Annotated in this window: 18 protein-coding genes; 13 read left to right on the forward strand and 5 right to left on the reverse strand. The window is 66.6% G+C overall.

Features of this window, described 5'->3' with window-relative positions; all coding sequences use genetic code 11:
* The first annotated feature begins 186 nt into the window (after window positions 1-186).
* The 4 genes from ACE039_RS02990 (at window position 187) to ACE039_RS03005 (ending at window position 3,710) form a co-directional block, all read left to right on the forward strand.
* Window positions 187-723: a YaeQ family protein gene (locus ACE039_RS02990; protein WP_105559862.1), complete on the forward strand. Its 537-nt coding sequence runs from the start codon at window positions 187-189 to the stop codon at window positions 721-723.
* Window positions 724-836: 113 nt separating this feature from the next.
* Window positions 837-1,439, forward strand: a complete 603-nt coding sequence (locus tag ACE039_RS02995) for a TetR/AcrR family transcriptional regulator (protein WP_485821651.1) — start codon at window positions 837-839, stop codon at window positions 1,437-1,439.
* A 111-nt stretch (window positions 1,440-1,550) separates the two neighbouring features.
* Window positions 1,551-2,255 carry an SDR family oxidoreductase gene (locus ACE039_RS03000; protein ID WP_485821652.1) on the forward strand — a complete coding sequence of 235 codons (705 nt, stop codon included), beginning with the start codon at window positions 1,551-1,553 and terminating at the stop codon, window positions 2,253-2,255.
* Between the two features lie 6 nt (window positions 2,256-2,261).
* Window positions 2,262-3,710 (forward strand): DHA2 family efflux MFS transporter permease subunit, encoded by a 1,449-nt coding sequence (locus ACE039_RS03005; RefSeq protein WP_485821653.1) that lies wholly within the window; start codon window positions 2,262-2,264, stop codon window positions 3,708-3,710.
* A gap of 4 nt (window positions 3,711-3,714) precedes the next feature.
* Here ACE039_RS03005 and ACE039_RS03010 read toward each other — a convergent pair whose 3' ends face one another.
* The 4 genes from ACE039_RS03010 to ACE039_RS03025 form a co-directional block, all read right to left on the reverse strand.
* Complete coding sequence (locus ACE039_RS03010; protein ID WP_485821654.1) at window positions 3,715-4,839, reverse strand: hypothetical protein; 1,125 nt, start codon at window positions 4,837-4,839, stop codon at window positions 3,715-3,717.
* Window positions 4,832-5,467 carry a hypothetical protein gene (locus ACE039_RS03015; RefSeq protein ID WP_485821655.1) on the reverse strand — a complete coding sequence of 212 codons (636 nt, stop codon included), beginning with the start codon at window positions 5,465-5,467 and terminating at the stop codon, window positions 4,832-4,834. The genes ACE039_RS03010 and ACE039_RS03015 overlap by 8 nt, the downstream gene beginning before the upstream one ends.
* Window positions 5,464-6,027: a hypothetical protein gene (locus tag ACE039_RS03020; protein ID WP_485821656.1), complete on the reverse strand. Its 564-nt coding sequence runs from the start codon at window positions 6,025-6,027 to the stop codon at window positions 5,464-5,466. Before ACE039_RS03020 ends, ACE039_RS03015 begins: the two co-directional genes overlap by 4 nt.
* Before the next feature lie 76 nt (window positions 6,028-6,103).
* Entirely contained in the window at window positions 6,104-6,724 is a 621-nt protein-coding gene (locus tag ACE039_RS03025; protein WP_485821657.1) for a chorismate--pyruvate lyase family protein, read from the reverse strand.
* A 319-nt stretch (window positions 6,725-7,043) separates the two neighbouring features.
* Between ACE039_RS03025 and ACE039_RS03030 the strand changes: the two genes are divergently transcribed.
* The 9 genes from ACE039_RS03030 (at window position 7,044) to ACE039_RS03070 (ending at window position 16,704) form a co-directional block, all read left to right on the forward strand.
* Window positions 7,044-7,949: a nitrilase family protein gene (locus ACE039_RS03030; RefSeq protein ID WP_485821658.1), complete on the forward strand. Its 906-nt coding sequence runs from the start codon at window positions 7,044-7,046 to the stop codon at window positions 7,947-7,949.
* 22 nt (window positions 7,950-7,971) lie between these two features.
* On the forward strand, window positions 7,972-9,138 hold the full coding sequence (locus ACE039_RS03035) for a substrate-binding protein (protein ID WP_310027491.1): 1,167 nt from the start codon (window positions 7,972-7,974) through the stop codon (window positions 9,136-9,138).
* A gap of 55 nt (window positions 9,139-9,193) precedes the next feature.
* Complete coding sequence (locus ACE039_RS03040; protein ID WP_105559816.1) at window positions 9,194-10,027, forward strand: branched-chain amino acid ABC transporter permease; 834 nt, start codon at window positions 9,194-9,196, stop codon at window positions 10,025-10,027.
* Entirely contained in the window at window positions 10,020-11,837 is a 1,818-nt protein-coding gene (locus tag ACE039_RS03045; RefSeq protein WP_448712439.1) for an ABC transporter permease subunit, read from the forward strand. The genes ACE039_RS03040 and ACE039_RS03045 overlap by 8 nt, the downstream gene beginning before the upstream one ends.
* Window positions 11,834-12,547 (forward strand): ABC transporter ATP-binding protein, encoded by a 714-nt coding sequence (locus tag ACE039_RS03050; RefSeq protein ID WP_105559818.1) that lies wholly within the window; start codon window positions 11,834-11,836, stop codon window positions 12,545-12,547. The genes ACE039_RS03045 and ACE039_RS03050 overlap by 4 nt, the downstream gene beginning before the upstream one ends.
* A 61-nt stretch (window positions 12,548-12,608) precedes the next feature.
* On the forward strand, window positions 12,609-13,772 hold the full coding sequence (locus tag ACE039_RS03055; protein ID WP_448712438.1) for a transporter substrate-binding domain-containing protein: 1,164 nt from the start codon (window positions 12,609-12,611) through the stop codon (window positions 13,770-13,772).
* A gap of 2 nt (window positions 13,773-13,774) precedes the next feature.
* Window positions 13,775-14,401 (forward strand): ANTAR domain-containing response regulator, encoded by a 627-nt coding sequence (locus ACE039_RS03060; RefSeq protein WP_105559820.1) that lies wholly within the window; start codon window positions 13,775-13,777, stop codon window positions 14,399-14,401.
* 34 nt (window positions 14,402-14,435) lie between these two features.
* Window positions 14,436-15,935 carry a M81 family metallopeptidase gene (locus ACE039_RS03065; protein ID WP_485821659.1) on the forward strand — a complete coding sequence of 500 codons (1,500 nt, stop codon included), beginning with the start codon at window positions 14,436-14,438 and terminating at the stop codon, window positions 15,933-15,935.
* A 37-nt stretch (window positions 15,936-15,972) separates the two neighbouring features.
* Window positions 15,973-16,704 carry a pseudouridine synthase gene (locus ACE039_RS03070; RefSeq protein ID WP_105559822.1) on the forward strand — a complete coding sequence of 244 codons (732 nt, stop codon included), beginning with the start codon at window positions 15,973-15,975 and terminating at the stop codon, window positions 16,702-16,704.
* A 98-nt stretch (window positions 16,705-16,802) separates the two neighbouring features.
* Here the strand turns inward: ACE039_RS03070 and ACE039_RS03075 are convergent, their stop codons facing one another.
* Window positions 16,803-17,708, reverse strand: a complete 906-nt coding sequence (locus ACE039_RS03075; RefSeq protein ID WP_448712452.1) for a LysR family transcriptional regulator — start codon at window positions 17,706-17,708, stop codon at window positions 16,803-16,805.
* Between the last annotated feature and the right edge of the window lie 31 nt (window positions 17,709-17,739).

Raw genomic sequence — 17,739 nt, forward strand, 5'->3', positions numbered from 1 at the left:
CCGCAATCGTGGGCGCGAGCGTCCATGCCGCCCACGCCGACGAGCGACCGACAACGTACCAGCCGAGAGCCCGCAACGCTGCCCCGCCACGCCCCCCCCCAGTGACGCCCCGCAAACACCCCTCGCCGCCAAGCGTTATCATTGCGGCCTTCACGCAATCTGCACGATTTCAACGGATTTTTCGCCATGGCCCTGCGCGCCACCATCTACAAGGCCGAACTTAATGTCGCCGATACGGACCGCCACTACTACGGCAGCCATTCGCTGACGGTCGCCCGCCATCCCTCGGAAACCGACGAGCGCCTGATGGTCCGCCTGGTTGCCTACGCCCTGCATGCGCAGGAAGAACTGGCGTTCACCAAGGGCTTGAGCGACACCGACGAGCCCGACTTGTGGGTGAAAGACCTGACCGGCGCGGTCAAGCTGTGGATCGAGGTGGGTCAGCCCGAAGAACGCCGCATCCTGCGCGCCTGTGGCCGCGCCGACGAAGTCATCGTGTATTGCTACGGCGGGTCGGCCAGCAAGATCTGGTGGGACGGCGTGCGCAACAAACTGGAGCGCACCCGCAACCTGAAGGTCATCAACCTGCCGTCGGACCAGAGCCGCGCGCTGGCCAAGCTGGCCGAGCGCACCATGCAGCTGAACGCGAACATCTCGGACGGCATCGTGTACTTTTCGGCCGACAAGGGCGAGGTTAGCGTCGAACCCGAGGCCTGGCGCTAACCGCCGCGCCGACAGGCCTGCCTTCCCGCGTTACACATTCACTCCGGATTTTTCTTGCCCGGGGTGTTTTTGCGGGATTAATATGATGATCATCATATTTTTGGTTCAAGACCATGCCTGGCCCGTCCTCCCGCAAAGCGCTTTCTCACGAACGCATCGTCGACGCCGCCGCGCGCGCGATCCGGCGTGAGGGCTACGCGGGCGTCGGCGTGGCCGACGTCATGAAAGAGGCCGGGCTGACCCATGGCGGCTTCTACGCGCATTTTCCGTCGCGCGACGCGCTGCTGGCGGCCGCCATGGAACGCGCCGGCCGCGATGGCGCCGCGCGCATGTCCCTGCGCATCGCCCAGCGCCGGGCGGAGGGGGCCAGCCCCTTGCGCGCCTGGGTCGAGGCTTATCTGGGCGAGACGCATTTGAAAAGCTGTGAAGGCGGCTGCCCGGTATCGGCGCTGGCTTCCGAAATACCCCGTCAGTCGAGCGAGGTGCGCGAGGTTTCCGCGCTGCGGGTGCAGCGCTTGATGGATGCCGTGCGGCAGGTGCTGCCCGAGACGGCCGGCGACCATGCGGCCGCGGCCGTGACCAGTACGTTGGTCGGTGCATTGCAACTGGCCCGGGCATTGGGTGACAACCCCGAAGGGCGCGCCGTGCTGGCGTCCGCCCGCCATGCCATCCTGGACCAATACGACGACGGCGAGGCCAGCTCCTCGTCCACCTGAAAAATCCCTAATCCAAGACCGCATTGCGCGGTCTTTTTACCGGTCAAAAATATGATGATCATCATATTTTATAGACGCTAGTTGCTGTATCCACACCAAGGACATCCCATCATGGATCTCAAGAATGCAGTGGTTTTGATTACCGGCGCCAATCGCGGCTTAGGGCTGGCATTTGCCCGCGAAGCGCTGGCCCGCGGGGCGCGCAAGGTCTATGCCGGCGCGCGCGATCCGTCGACGGTCACGTTGGCCGGCGTCGAAGCGATCAAGCTGGACGTGACGAACCCGCAAGACGTGGCGGCGGCGGCCGCGCATGCGTCGGACGTGACGCTGGTGATTAACAACGCGGGCGTCGCCGCGATCGGCAGTTTCATGGCCGAGGGCAGTATCGAATCCGCCCAACGCCATCTGGACACCAACCTGTTCGGTTCGTTGCGCGTGGCGCAGGCGTTCGCGCCGGTGCTGGCGGCCAACGGCGGCGGCGCACTGTTGAACGTGCTGTCCATCGCCACCTGGATCACGGGGCCGCTGCTGAGCGTGTACGCCATGAGCAAATCGGCCGCCTGGGCCATGACCAACGGCCTGCGCAATGATCTGCGGGCGCAGAAGACGCAGGTGGTGGGCCTGCACATGGGCTTTGTGGACACGGACTTGAGCCGCGGCATTGATGGCCCGAAGTCCACCCCCGCGTCCATCGTCGGGCAGGCGTTCGACGGGCTGGAGGCAGGCGCCGAGGAAGTGCTGGCGGATGAACGCACGCGCCTGGTCAAGCAGGGCTTGTCCGCCGAGCCGGCGGTGTACCTGAAAGCGCTGGGATAGGCCATCATGCGCGCGACTGCCCGCTCCGCCTCTGCCCCTTCACCGGCAGCCCCCTCCGCCAACGACCCGGCGATCAACGCCGCGAATACGCCCGTCGCGGCGTCTCCCTGGCCCGTCTTCTGGGTCGCCAGCATTGCCGTGTTCCTGGTGTCGCTGGATGGCACGATGCTGTATGCGGCATTCGGCGCCTTGCGCGCCGGCTTTCCCCAGGCGTCGGCGGCGGACATGTCGTGGGTGCTCAACGCCTACACCGTGGTGTTCGCCGCCATGTTGATCCCGTCCGGCGGCCTGGCCGACACCCATGGCCGCAAGCGCATGTTCATGGTGGGCGTGGTGCTGTTCCTGGCCGCTTCCGCCGCGTGCGGCCTGGCGGGCAGCGTGGGGTGGCTGATCGCCGCCCGCGTGCTGCAGGCCGTGGGCGCGGCGCTGCTGACGCCGGCCTCGTTGTCGATCGTGCTGGCCGCCTTTCCGGCTTCCCAGCGCGCCGTGGCGGTCAGCCTGTGGGGCGCGGTAGGAGGCCTGGCCGCGGCGGTCGGCCCCAGTCTTGGCGCGTTCGTGGTGGACGTGGCCGGCTGGCCATGGGCCTTCTACATCAATCTGCCGCTGGGCGCCTTGTCGCTGTGGTATGGCGCGGGCCTGCTCAAGGAATCCGTGAAACCCGATGCGCGCCGCCGCGTGGATGGCGTTGGCATGGCGCTGCTGGTTGTGGCGGTGGGCGCGCTGGCGCTGGCGATCGTGCAGTCGGAATCGCCGTCGTGGACCCGTGTGGAACTGGGCGTGGTGGCCGCCATGGGCATCGTATCCATGGGTGCCTTCGTGGCCTGGGCGCGCACCACGCCGCATCCGCTGGTCGATCTGTCGCTCTTCAAGCACCGCACCTATCGCTATGTGAACCTGGCCACGCTGAGCTTTGGCATTGCGTTCGCGATGATGTTCTTCGCTTTCTTCTTCTACATGACCGGCGTCTGGCATTACAGCCTGCCGCGCGCCGGCCTGGCGGTGACGCCTGGCCCGCTGCTGGTGATGCCCACGGCGATCCTGACCGGCAGGCTGGCGGCGCGCATGGGCCACCGCCCGTTCCTGGTGGGCGGCGCCATGATCTATGCGGCCAGCGGATTGTGGTTCTTGCTGGTCCCGGGCGAGCAACCCGCTTATTTGACGCAATGGCTGCCGGGCCTGCTGCTAAGCGGCATCGGCGTGGGCATGGTGCTGCCGTCGCTGTCGGGCGCGGCCGTCAGCCGCCTGCCGGCGCAACACTACGCCGTGGGCAGCGCCGTCAATCAGGCGACGCGGCAGGTGGGCGGTGTGATGGGCGTGGCGATCACGGTGCTGATGCTGGGGCATGGCGCGGTCAGCCATGCGGATTTCTCGCCGCTGTATGTCGGGCACGTCGCCTTGGCGCTCTTGACGGCCTTGCTGTGCCTGGCAGTGGACACGCGGCCCCGCCAGGCGTGATACGTCACGGCGTGCAGGCGTCCGGCGCCGGATTGGCCGGGTCGCCGCACGCGTTCCATTGCGTGGGCGTCAAGGCCGGCACCAGCGCGACGCGCCCCATGGGGTCGAAATAGAACAGGACCCGGCCGGGATGCTGGTGCATGGCCTGCCAGATCTGTTCTTGGGCCTGCGGCGTCACGTGCGCCGTGCCTTGCGCGTCGGTTTCACCCTTGGCCAGCACGGCCTGCAGCTCGGGGTCCCAGGACGATTGGTCGTCGCCGTCCATCGGTACGTCTTCGGGAATGCGCACGATGCGCCACGCCACGCCCGGGATCTCACCCGGCATCGCCGCCATATGTTCGCGCAGGCGCGGGTACAGACGGTCGGGGCGCGTAGCGGGTTCGGGGTAGGCAAGAGGCTCCGCGCTATCGTTCGGCGCGGCGAACGCGGAATATTGCCGCACGTAGCGCTGCGCCGGCTTGCCTTGCGCGTCGAAGGTCTGGACCGCCAGCGGCTGGCCAGGCGATAGCGTGTCGATGACGCGCAGCAGACGGCCCGAGGCGTCGTGCAGATAGTGGCGGCTGACGCCGGGGCCTTTGGCGTCGCCGCAGCCGTCGTCGATGAAGGTGGTCAGCACGCCTTGCGCGTCGCGCTGCAGGCAGGCGCGGCGAGTCACAGCGTAGGGCTGCGCGCTGGACGCTCCCGTCAAGTCGTATTCGGTATAGGCCGCCAGCGCGCCCGCCGCGTCGTAGGCCAGGCGATAGCCGCTTTCAAGCACGCTCCTGCCGCGGATCTTGCCATAGCGTTCCACCCGGCACAGCTTGCCGTTCGGATCGAAGTAGAGGCGCGTGGGCGCGGCCGCGCTTGCGGTATCCCGAAGCTGGTAGGCTGGCCAGTCGACCTTGTCGGCCCAGGTGTGGGGGGTGGGGTCGCCGCGCTCTTCGGTCCATGCCAGCTTGCGGTTCGTGGGGATGCGTTCGCCGCGCTTGCCCAGCAACACGTGGTCGTCCGTCAGGTCCACGGACACCGGCACGGCCGGCAACGTCGAGGGCACGGAAAAATCAGCATCCACTGGCCCGCACGCCGCCATGGCGGTCGGGCCGAGCAGCGCCTGGGCCGCCAAGGCAAGGGCGATCGGCAGCTTACGCATATTGTTGCGCGTCCATGTACTTCACCAGGTCCCAGAATTCCCGGGACACCCCGCCCAGGCGGAGCTTGCCCTGCGTGTCCTCGAACAGCAGGAACGGGTACGCGTCGCGAGTCAACACGCCGGGTTCCGGAAGCCGATAGGGCTTGAAGACCTCGGGGTTGTTGAAGTAGCTCTCCAGCCGGCCGCCGCCATCCACATGCATATAGCGCACGCGCAGCGTCTGCTGCTTGAACGCCGCCTGGGTTTCGGGATAGACGCCGCCGTCGCCCGCGACGACGGAATGCGACAACGCCGCCATGAATACGCGCTGGATGCCGACGAAGCGGATTTCACCGTGCGTGCTGTCGCCCTGGGCGCGGGCCAGCTCCTTCACCACCTGCGAAGCGCGCGAACCGGGCACCAGCGTGTTGGCGAACAGCTTGTCGACGTTGGCATTCTCGCGATCGGGCATTTGGAGGAATTGCTGGAAATCCCGCCGGAAGTCTTGCAGCCACTGCTGATAGCGTTGATTCTCCAGCTGGCGATCGAAGGTCTGTGCGACGCTTGCGCCGGCATGCAATGTGAGCAGGCTGGCCATTGCCAGCAGCCAGAAACGTCGGAACCAGAATCGGCGGGCGATAGCGATCATTGCAAGGGTTCCGAGGTGGCATCCGACCTGGCGTGCGACCCGGCATCGACCGTCTGCTCGCGCTGGCGACCGGGCCAGCCATAGAACCAGACCGTGCACAGGAACGCGCCGACCATACCGGGCAATGCGCCCACGAAGGCGGGGAATAGCAGCTCCGTCCACTGGAATTCCCGGCTGCCGAATCCGGCCAGGAACAGGAATCCGTACAGGCCGCCCGCCACCGTCATCGTGCCTAACGCGCCCCATGAGGGACGCGCGGGTTTGAGCGCGCCGGCCACGATGCCGCACAGCAGCGCAGGCACGACGCCGAAGACGTAGAACCATGGCAGGCCGAAGATGGCCGTCATCAGGTTCTGGGCCTCCAGGGTGGCGATTGCGACCCCGATCATCAGTGCGATCCCGCCGATGGCAGGCGCCGTGAAAGCGTACATGATCCCGCCGGCGACAAGGTCGCTGATGATGCGGCGGCGGGTGTCGTCGGGGCGGGGCCGCCGCAGGCGATAGACGACGGCGGCAGCGATGCCAAGCAGCAGCAGGCCGAGAACGAGGTAGAGTCTCATTGCCTTATTCTGGCACAAGAGTCAGCGCGCGATGACCGCGCGCGGAAATATGCCTGGCGCGTTGCGCGCCGGCGCATCAGCGCGGCGTGCGCTGATGCGGGACGAGGGGCGGTACGGGCTGGTTGGCGATCAGTTCCCAGAAACCGGGCAGAAAACACTCGGCCACCAGCAACGGCTGGCCTTGGCGCCAGAACACGGACCGCCGCGCCCAGATGCGGGTGGCGTCGCGCTCGCGCTGCTCGGGCGGCAGCACGCCGCGCGCCGTGGCGTGGAACGGCACCGGCGAGGCCAGCCGGCGGCAGGCGAACGGCGAACGAATGACGGTGCTGTCGTGGTACAGCATGTCGGCCAGTGGCCGGGTCAGCAGCCGGCGCATGCCTTGCCACGCCCCATGCGACGCGCCAAGCGGCGTCAGGCTGCGGGCGGGCACGCTGTCCACGCCGTTCACCGACATCAGGACTTCACGGATCCACACGGGGGTGCCGGGCGCGATGCCCATTGCGCGGGCTTCATCCAGGGGCGCGCCATCGGCATGCTCGGCCACCACGCGCAGGCGGACCTGGCCCACCTGGCGTAGCCCGGCGGTCAGCGCGCCGGGGCGGAACAGCCAGTGGCGCACGGCGGGCGGCAGGACGGGCGGGGCGATGGCGAGCCAGCCAGCGGCAAGGGGAGGGTGATGTGCTGCGGGTTTCATCATGGCTGCGTATTATGCCAAGCCCGGCTGACGGCCCCAATGCGTCGCAGTGACGCAGCGTGGGCGCCGCCGGGAAAAGGCGGCTTGGGCGCGACGGCCGGCGCGCGATTCCAGCGTTCGGGAAAGCACTTATTGTCCCGGGCGCGGCCGTCTCTCTATTATCAGCCCACGGTCAAGATTGATCCGAATGCCTTCAAGGCATGCAGCACCCCGCAGCAATAATTGCTGCTTGAACATTCAGTATGGCTATAGAAGCCCCCGACTTGCACGCGATGCGTGGTCGGGGGCTTTTTCGTTTTCAATTTTCGAAGAGGGAGATCGCATGCAAGCGTCGGATTCGCAACGTTCCCCGGTCGAGGCGACCTGGGTGGCCAGTGTGCAGATGGCTCCCGTGATCGGTGACGTCGCCGCCAATGTGGCCCGCTCGGCCGACATGGTGGAGCAGGCCGCCGCGCAAGGCGCGCGGTTGGTGGTGCTGCCCGAACTGGCCAACACGGGCTATGTGTTCGAAAGCCGCGAAGAGGCTTATGCCCTGGCCGAGGCGGTGCCCGGCGGCCCCAGCTCGCAGGCATGGATCGCGCTGGCGCAGCGGCTGGGCATCTATCTGGTGGCGGGCATCGCCGAGCGCTGCGGCGACCGGCTGTACAACGCCGCGCTGGTCGCCGGCCCGGCCGGATACCTCGGCACCTATCGCAAGCTGCATTTATGGGGCGACGAAAACCTGTACTTCGAACCCGGGGACCTGGGCCTGCCGGTGTTCCATACCGAGCTGGGCCGCCTGGGGGTGGCGATCTGCTATGACGGCTGGTTTCCCGAGGTGTACCGCATGCTGGCGGTGCGAGGCGCGGACATCGTGGCGGTGCCGACCAACTGGGTGCCGATGCCGGGGCAGACGCCCGACGGGCCGGTAATGGCCCATGCGCTGACCATCGCGGGGGCGCACAGCAACGGCTTGACGGTGGTGTGCGCCGACCGCGTCGGCACTGAACGCGGCCAGCCGTTCGTGGGCCGCAGCCTGATCGTGGGATCGCAAGGCTGGACGGCCGCGGGCCCCGCCAGCGCCGATCAGGAAGAAATACTGCTGGCGCCCATCGACGTGAAGGCGTCGCGCCGGGCGCGCCAATTGAACGATTTCAACCACGTGCTGCGCGACAGGCGCTGCGATCTCTACGACGAGCAACTGGGCGCAGGCGAGGCCCCGCGGCAACGTCAAGCGCCGGGCATTTAGCCGACTTCCAAGGAGCAACCTCATGAAACCCCTGTTCAGCAGCTTCCGCATCCGCTTGTCGTTCGTCGTGTTACTGGCCGGCGTCGCCGGCGCGCACGCCGCGGAACCCTTGCGCATCGGCGTGCCGGTCGGCCTGTCGGGCGCCAATAGCGTGGTGGCGCCCGGCGTGGTGCAGGCGTCGCAGTTGGCCGCCGACGAGATCAACGCGGCCGGCGGCATTCTGGGCCGTCAGATCGTTCTGGAGATCGCCGACGACGCGTCGGGCGCCGTCGGCGCCCAAAAGGCCTACGACACCCTGGTATTCCAGAAGAAGGTCGACGCGATCATCGCAATGGAGACCAGCGCGGCCCGCAATGCCGCGCTGCCCATCGTGTCGCGCGGCAAGGTGCCGTACATCTATACCTCTTTCTACGAAGGCCGTTCGTGCAACCGCTGGATGCATGTGAACGGATGGGTGCCCGAGCAGCAGGTCGCGCCCGTGGTGGACCACTTCATGCAAGAGCGTAAAGCCAAGACCTTCTTCCTGGTCGGCAGCGACTACGCCTTCGGCCGCGGCATGCTGAAGTTCACGCGGGCGTATATCGAAAAGCAGGGCGGGCGCGTGGTGGGCGAGGAATACCTGCCCATCGACGGTTCGGACTGGACGCCGGTGGTGTCGAAGATCCGCTCGGCAAACCCCGATGCGCTGATCAGTTCGACGGCGGGCGGCGGACCCAACGTCAGCCTGGCCAAGCAGATCAAGGCGGCGGGGCTGTCCATGCCCTACGGCAACCTGGCGATCGACGAGGGCACGGCCAAGACGATGGGCGATACGGCGGTGGGCATGTACATGTCGGCGTCTTACCTGACCAGCATCGATACGCCGCAGAACCGCAAGTTCCTGGATGGCCTGAAGGCGAAGTTCGGCAACGACGCCAAGACCGCCAATGAATTCTCGGGTCCGCAATATGAGGCCTTCTACCTGTACAAGGCGGCTGTCGAGCGAGCAGGCGGCCTGGATCCGCAGAAAGTGGTGCAGGCCCTGAGCGAGGTGTCGTTCGATGGCCCGCGCGGCCCCGTGAAGATGGACCGGCAGCGCCACGCCGCGCTGACCATGCGCCTGGGGCAGGTGCAGCAGGACGGTTCCATCAAGATCCTGCAGACCTTCAATCAAGTGGACCCGGGCGCGCAATGCCCGGACTTGAAGTGACCTTGCCGTAACGTGACAAGCGCCGCCGGCCTGCCGGCGGCGCCGGAGACCGATCATGGGTTTGATGCTGGACATCTTGAGCACGGCCGCCATGCTGTTCATCGTGACGTCGGGGTTGATGATCATCTTCGGCGTGATGAAGATCGTCAACTTCGCGCATGGGGCGATTCTTACGCTGGGAAGCTATGCCAGTCTGGTGGTGACCCAGCTGGGCTTGAATCCCTGGCTTGCGCTGCCGGTGGCGCTGGCGGCCGGCGTGCTGGTGGGCATGGGCGTGGAGCGCCTGATCGTTCAGCCCCTGTACAAGCGGCCGCTGGACGCCATCCTGGCCACCTGGGGGCTGGGCATCGTGATCGGCCAGCTCATCACGGTGGCCTTCGGACGCGAGGTTCAATTCGTGGATTCGCCGATCCAGGGAGCGGTGTCTTTCCTGGGCACGGAGTATTCGGCGTACCGCCTGTTCCTGGTGCCCGGGGCGCTGCTGATCTATGCGGCCATGACGGTCCTGTTGAACGGCACGCGTTTCGGCGTGCGTACCCGCGCCGTCATCATGAACGAAGACCTGGCGCGCGGCCTGGGTATCAATGCCGAACGCATCCGCTTCACGACCTTTGGCCTGGGGGCGGGGTTGGGCGCGCTTGCCGGCGCGCTGATCACGCCGCTGTCCAGTGTGGACCCCAACATGGGCCTGCCGTGGCTGGTCAGCGCCTTCATGCTTGTCATGGTGTCGGGCCACTCGATCACCGCGCTGTTGCTGACCTGCCTGGTCTATGGCGCTTGCCAGGTGCTGGTGAGCATTTTCGTCAGCCCGATCCTGGGCGGCGTCACCATCGCCGTATTGGCCGCGTTGACGCTGCGCCTGCGTCCCCAAGGATTCGCCCATGACTGACCATTCGCTTGCACGACCGCGCGAGGCCGGCACGGCGCACCCGGCACGCACCCGCCGCGGCCAGGGGCTGCCGTGGTTGGCCGGCATGTGCCTGGTCCTGACCGTGGCGGGCCCCTGGCTGTTCGACACCTACTTGCTCAACGTGCTGATCAAGGCGCTGTTTTTTGCGATGGCGGCGGTGACGGTGGACGTGCTGTGGGGTTACACGGGGCATCTGACCTTTGGCCAATCCGCCTTTTTCGGGGTCGGCGCCTACGCGGCCGGCCTGGCCTTCACGCATTACGGGTTTTCACCGTCGATCGCCATCCTCGCCGCCTTGGCGGCGGTGGGCGCGGCGGCGCTGCTGGCACTGGCCACGGGCTGGCTGTCGTTCTATCGGGGGGCGTCGCCCTTCTTCGCGACCGTCATCTCGCTGGTGCTGCCCATCGTGTTGATGCAATTGGTGCTGGCCGGCGGCACCTACACCGGCTCGTCGTCGGGCCTGACGGGCTACGAGACATTCGACCTGTCGCTCGAGGCCTGGTATGTGATCGCGGCCGGCTCCCTGTCTGCCGTGGCCTTGCTGGCGTGGGTGGTGGTGCGCAGCGACGGCGGCCGCATTCTGGTGGCGCTGCGCGACAACGAGTCCCGTTGCAGCTATCTGGGCTTGAACACCGCCCATTGGCGCATCGTGCTGCTGGTCGTGTGCGGCGCGGTGGCCAGCCTGGCGGGGTTTGGCTATGGCGCGTTCAGCGGCGTGGTGGCGCCGGAACTCACGGGTTTCGTGTTCGGCACCGAACTGATCATCTGGGTGGCGCTGGGCGGACGCGGCACCATCTGGGGCCCGGTGCTGGGGGCCGTTCTCATCAACGTGGCGGGCTCTTACCTCAGCGGGAATATGCCGTTCCTGTGGCAGTTGCTGCTGGGCGTGACGTTCATCCTGGTCATCCTGCTGCTGCCGCGCGGGTTGTTGCCGCTGTTGACGGCGCCGTTCTTGCGGCGCGGCCAGGCGGCCGTGGTGCCGGTGCTTGGCGTGCGCGCCGGCCAATCGCAGCCGGCCAACGGCGCGTCGCGGGCATTGAACCTGTCTGGCGTGGCCAAGCGTTTCGGCAGCCTGAAAGTGCTGGAAGGGATCGACCTGCAGGCCCGCGGGGGCGAACTGGTGGGCCTGATCGGCCCCAACGGCGCGGGCAAGACCACCCTGATGCGCTGCATCGCCGACGGTGCCGAACGGTCTGAAGGCGACTTGGAACTCTACGGCCATCGGGTGCTGCGGGACGGGCCGGAGCAATGCGTGCGCTATGGCCTGGGGCGGAAGTTCCAGAATGCCAATGTGTTCGACACGATGACCGTGGCGGAAAGCCTGCGCATCGCGACGACCCTGCGGGAGCAACCCTCCTGGTGGCGGCGTTCGCCCACGTTGGACCTGCCGCCTTATGCGCTGGAAGTCCTGCGCGTGACCGGGTTGGACCACTGCCTGGCCAGCGTGGCCCGCGACCTGTCGCATGGGCAGCAGCAGGCGCTGGAGCTGGCGATGGTGCTGGCGCTGGAGCCGCGCATCGTCTTGCTGGACGAACCCACGGCAGGCCTCTCCAAGGCCGAACGGTCACAGATCGGCCAGATGCTGTCGTCGCTGGCGCATCAGTACGGCCTGTGCTGCCTGCTGGTCGAGCATGACCTGGATTTCGTGAAGGAAGTGGCGACGCGGATCGTCGTCTTGCACCAGGGCCGCATCGTCATGGACGGGAGTTTCCAGGACGTCGTGGAATCAGAATTGGTGCGCACCATCTATGCAGGTAGCGCGCAGGCTGCGCAGGGGGCAGGGCAATGACGAGCATCGCACCGGCATTAAGCCTGGAAGGAGTATCCAGCGGCTACAAGGGCGCGGTGGTGTTGAACGAGGTGTCGCTATCGGTCGATCGGGGCGCGTGCGTGGCGCTGCTGGGCAAGAACGGCATGGGCAAGAGCACGCTGCTCAAGACGGTCATGGGATACCTGCCCAAGCTGCGGGGGCGCGTGCGCCTGGGCGCGGTCGATGCCACGCGGTTGCGTCCGCATGAAGTGGCGCGCTGCGGCGTCGCGTACGCGGCGCAGGAACAGCCCTTGTTCCCCGACCTGAGCATCCGCGACAACCTGCGCCTGGGCCTGCCGCGCGATGACCTCTTTGACGAGCGCTTCGCCGATATCGCCGACCTGTTTCCGGTGTTCTCGACGCGCCTGCGCCAGCACGCCGGCACCTTGTCGGGCGGCGAGCAAAAGATGCTGCTGGTGGCGCGTGGGCTGATGCAGCGGCCCGAACTGTTGCTGCTGGACGAAATCACCGAAGGACTGCAGCCCTCGGTGATCGAGCGGCTGGGCCGCGCCCTGAACTGGGAACGCGAGCAGCGCGGCACGACCATGCTCATCGTCGAACAGAATGTCGCGTTCGCGCTGGATGTGGCCGACCGCTACCTGGTGCTGAAACAGGGGGCGATCGTGGACGAAGGCGAGGCTGGCGCGCCCGAGGCCATCGGCCATATCATTGACCATCTGAAGGTATGAATGCCGCCGCACCCGCTTCTCCATGGACCGGCATGCTCGATTCACGCATAAGGACGCAATCATGACCTCGCTCCAGGACCAGGACGCAGAACGGCCCGGGTGGCGCATCGGCGTGCTGTACTCGCGCAGCGGCGTGACGGGCACGACCGAATCGCAGCATTTCTTCGGAACGGTGCTTGCCGTGGAAGAGATCAACGCCTTGGGCGGCGTGTTGGGCCGGCCGCTTGCGCCCGTGGTGTACGACCCCGGCAGCGACGCCGAAGAATACCGCCGCCTGGCGGCCCGCCTGCTGCTGGATGACGAAGTCAGCGTCATCTTCGGGGGCTGCACCTCGCATTGCCGCAAAGCGATGCTGCCCGTGGTTGAACGCAGCAATTCCCTGCTTTGGTACGGCTCGGTCTACGAGGGCTTCGAGTATTCGCCCAACGTCATCTACACCGGCGCGGCGCCCAACCAGGGCAGCATGCAGCTGGCGGCCTACCTTATTCAGAACTGCGGTTCACGCATCTTCCTGGTGGGCGCGGACTACATCTATCCGCGCGAAACGAACCGCATCATGCGCGAGACCGTCGAAGAGCATGGCGGCGAGATCCTGGACGAAACCTATCTGCCCCTGGGATGCGACGAAAGCGACATCATCGACGTGGTGGCGGACATCCGCCGCATCCAGCCGGACGTGGTGTTCTCCACGCTGATCGGCGCGGATGCGCAACGTTTCTATCAGCGCTACCACGAGGCCTGCCAGCAGGCGGGGGCGCAAACCGCCCACATCCCCATCGCCAGCCTGACCATGGCGGAATCCGAGGTAGCCGAGATCGGGCCGCAGCGTTGCGTGGGGCACATCACCGCCGCCACGTATTTCAATACCGTCGATACGCCCGCCAACCGGCATTTCCTCGCGCGTTGGCGCGAGCGTTTTGGCGACCAGCCCGCCAGCGTCTATGCCGAAACGTGCTACAGCCAGGTGCACCTGTTCGCGCGGGCATTGCAGCGCGTCGGCAGCATGGATACCCGCAAGCTCGTGCAAGCGGTGCATCAGGTGCAATTCGACGCGCCGGACGGGCGGATGTCCATCCTGGCCGAGAACAACCACTGTGTGCTGACGCCGCGCATCGGCGTGTGCCGGGCCGACGGGCGCTTCGATATCGTCTGGGAAAGCGACCAGCCGGTGAAGCCGGACCCTTATCTGACGGCATTCGGCCTGGACGAATTCTGGTTGAAATGAGCATGGACCATAGCCTTCGCCGCCTCTACGAGGACCTGCGCAGCGTGGCCGTCGCGGTGGTGTATCCGCCGGGCGAAGACCGCGATGTGCTGGTCGAACAGCTCAAGCGCATCGGTTGCCGCATCCATTTGCACTGGCCGTTCCCGGATGCCGCGCCGGCCGGCGCCGACGTGATTTTCTTCCAGGTGTCGCAGTGCGTGCAGAACAGCTCGGCCTGGTCGGCCAGCGAAGTCGAGGCCACCTTGATCGCGCTGTCCGAATACGAAACGCCCACTACGCTCAAGCAGCTGCTGAAGACCAATGCCCATGGGGTGCTGACGCGGCCATTCCGTTCGGCGGGCATCCTCAGCACGCTGGTGCTGGCGCGGTCGGCCAAGCAGTTCCAGAACCGGCAGCAGGTCAAGATCGACAAGCTGGAAAACACCATCAAGGCGCGGCGCGTCATTGAAAAGGCGATCCGCGTGCTGATGGATCACCAGCGGCTGGACGAACGCGCGGCCTATGAGCACATGCGCACTCGCGCCACGGGTTTGCGCGTCAGCGTGGCCGAAGTTGCTGCGATGATCATCGAGGCCAGCGAAGCCATGGAAAAGCTCGGCCTGGGCGGCACCCGCCCAGGGCCGCCGTAAATCGGCTAAGTGCCTGCCCGTAAAGAGGAAAACAATGAAAGTCATGATTGCCCGCTTGAACCACGAGACCAATACGTTCTCACCCGTGCCGACGCCATTGGCGGCGTTCGGCAACGATGGCCCCGCCTTCGGCGCGGCGGCCTACGAAGAGAACAAGGGCAAGCGCACGGCCATGTCGGCCTTCATTGACATTGCCGAGGCGAACGGCGCGTCGGTGGTCACGCCGGTGTCCGCCACCGCGTATCCCAGTGGCCGGGTGGACGCGAAGGCCTATCGCAAGCTCTGCGACGAGATCGTGGCCGGCGCGCGGGGATGCGGCGCCATTCTGCTGGACCTGCATGGCGCCATGGCGGTCGAAAGCACCGACGACGGTGAAGGCGACCTGCTGGAGCGCTTGCGCCAGCAGACGCCCGACGTGCCGATCGCCGTGGCGCTGGACCTGCACGGCAACGTTACGCCCAAGATGATGGCCAACGCCGACGTCATCGTCAGCTTCAAGACCTACCCGCACGTGGACATGTACGAAACCGGTGACCACGCGGGCCGCATCCTGTTCGACTGGCTCAACGGCGGGCCGCGCCCGGTGATGGCGTGGCGCCGCCTGCCCTTGATGACGCACACCTTGCGCAGCGCCACGGCGCAAGGCGCCATGCGCGACGCCGTGCAGGCGGCCCGGCGCGCCGAGGACGCGGGCATGTTGGCCGTATCCGTGCTGGCGGGATTTGCCCTGGCGGACATTCCGTATCCGTGCCTGAGCGTGGTGGTGGTGGGGGCGGGCGAGCCGGCGCTGGCGGAGCAGGCGGCGGCCGGGATGGCGCAAGGCATCTGGGCGGCGCGGGACGGGTTTTTCTACGACAGCGAACCCATGGCCGATTCCCTGGCCCGGGCCGTCGAGCTGGCGTGCGGGGCGGGCAAGCCGGTGTTGCTGCTGGACCATGGCGACAACTGCATGTCCGGCGGCACCTGCGACACTATGGAGGTGCTGATGGCGGCGGTGGAGGCCGGTTTGACGGGCATTGTCGCGGGCCTGTATTGCGATCCCGAGGCCGTCGCGGCGCTGACGGCGGCGGGCGAGGGCGCCCGGGTCGATATCCTGGTGGGCAACAAGCGGCCGATTCCCGCCATCGGCCGGCCGGCGGCGCCGGTGCGGCTGCAGGGCGTCGTCGGGGCCGTTACCGATGGCCAATACGTCATCACGGGGCCTACCTATACCGGGCAGACGGCGTGCATGGGCCGCAGCGCCGTGCTGGATATCGGCGCGGCGCAACTGGTGATCACCGAGCGCACCCACGAACCCTGGGACCTGGGCGTGTTTGAAAGCATGGGGCTGGACCCGCGCCGGGCCCGCTTCGTGCTGGTCAAATCCCGCATGTACTGCCGGCCGGTGTTCGAGCCCATTTCGCAGGCGCTGGTGGAATGCGCCAGCGCCGGCGTCACCAGTTCGGATTTTTCCCTGTTCCCCTACGAACGCCGGCGCCGTCCGCTGTATCCGCTGGATCCCATGGCGCCGTCCGACTACGACCCGTCGGCCTGAGCGGCAGGCCGGCGGGCGTCCGCATACAATACCGGCCATGGAAAAAGTACGCATCTCCAAGCTCATGTCCGAGCGCGGACTCTGCTCGCGCCGCGAGGCCGACAGCTATATCGAACGCGGCTGGGTCCGCGTGGACGGCGCCGTGGTGTCCGAACTGGGCGCCCGGGCCTATCCCGACCAGGTCATCACGCTTGAGCGCGCCGCGCAGGCGCGCCAGACCTCGCGGGTCACGATCCTGATCAACAAACCGGTCGGCTATGTGTCTGGCCAGGCCGAAAAAGGCTATACGCCCGCGGTGGCGCTGATCGATTCCCGCTCGCGTTTTTCAGGCGACCGGGCGCCGCAGCGCTTCGAACGCGCGCACCTGGACGGGCTGGCCGTGGCCGGCCGGCTGGACATCGATTCCCAGGGCCTGCTGGTACTGACGCAGGACGGCCGCATCGCCAAGCACCTGATTGGCGAAGACTCCAGCGTCGACAAGGAATACCTGGTGCGCGTGCAGGGCGACCTCTCGGACCGTGGCCTTGAACTCTTGAATCACGGCCTGTCGCTGGACGGCCGCGCGCTAAAGCCCGCCCAGGTCCGGTGGCAAAACCACGACCAACTGCGATTTGTGCTGCGGGAAGGCAAGAAGCGGCAGATCCGCCGCATGTGCGAACTGGTCGGCCTGAAGGTCGTGGGCTTGAAGCGCGTGCGCATCGGCCGCGTGTCGCTGGGCGACCTGCCCCTGGGCCAATGGCGCTATCTGCGGGACGACGAAGGGTTCTGACCCTCGTTTTTCCGGAATGTCCGCCGCTCCGTCGACGGGCGCGGCCGCGACGCTTGCCCGGTGATCGGCAGATTTTTCAATCTGTTTCCAAGACGCCGTTATTTCATGAAAGCGGGGGTATTCTTCGCTTGCCCGTCGCTGCCCAGGCGCTCCATCAGGAACTCGATGAAGATCCGGGTCTTGGCGGGCAGAAGCCGGGTTTCGGTGACCGCATAGACAGGGAAGGGCCCCAGTTGCCAGTCCGGCAGCACGCGCCGTAAATGGCCCGACTGCTGTTCGGCCATCTGGCCGCCCACCAGCACCGCGATGCCCGCGCCCAGCATGGCCAACCGGCGAGCCATGGCGACGCCATTGACTGAAAACCGGTTGCCCGGCGTGAACTCGATGTGCTGATCCCCGTTGGAAAGCGGCCAGCGGGTCACGCGGCCAGCGCCTTCGGCGCGGAACTCTATGCACTCGTGGCGGGTCAAGTCGCTAGGGTGCCGCGGTTCGCCGTGCTTCTGCAGGTAGTCATGCGAGGCATACAGATGGGCAGGCAGCATGCCCAGCAGCCTTGCAATCTGCGTCGAATCGGGCAGGTCGCCGATTTCGATGGAGATGTCGCAAGTCTGGAATACGCGCGATGCGTGGTCCGGATTGGCAAGATCCAGGAAAAACGTGACGTCGGGATAGCGGCGGGAGAACTCCATGAACGATTCAGCCAGGAAGTCCGTGCCGAAATCCGCAGGCATGTTGACCCGCAGCGGCCCGGCTGGCGTATCCACCAGCTTTTGCAGTTCTTCATGGGCGATCTGGGCTTCGGCGACGATGCGCTGGCAGCGTTCGAAGTACAGCCGGCCCGCGTCGGTCAGTTCCACCTTGCGCGTGGTGCGGCTGAGCAGCCGCAAGCCAACGGATCGCTCCAGTTCGGCCACCTGGCGAGACAACGTGGACTTGGGGACGCCCAGCGTCGCCGCAGCGCGGCTAAAACTGTGCGTCTTGGCCACTTCCACGAAGAGTTCCATGCCTTGTAAGCGTTTCATGGCGAGATTCTGT

Source organism: Achromobacter maghribensis, assembly GCF_057334215.1.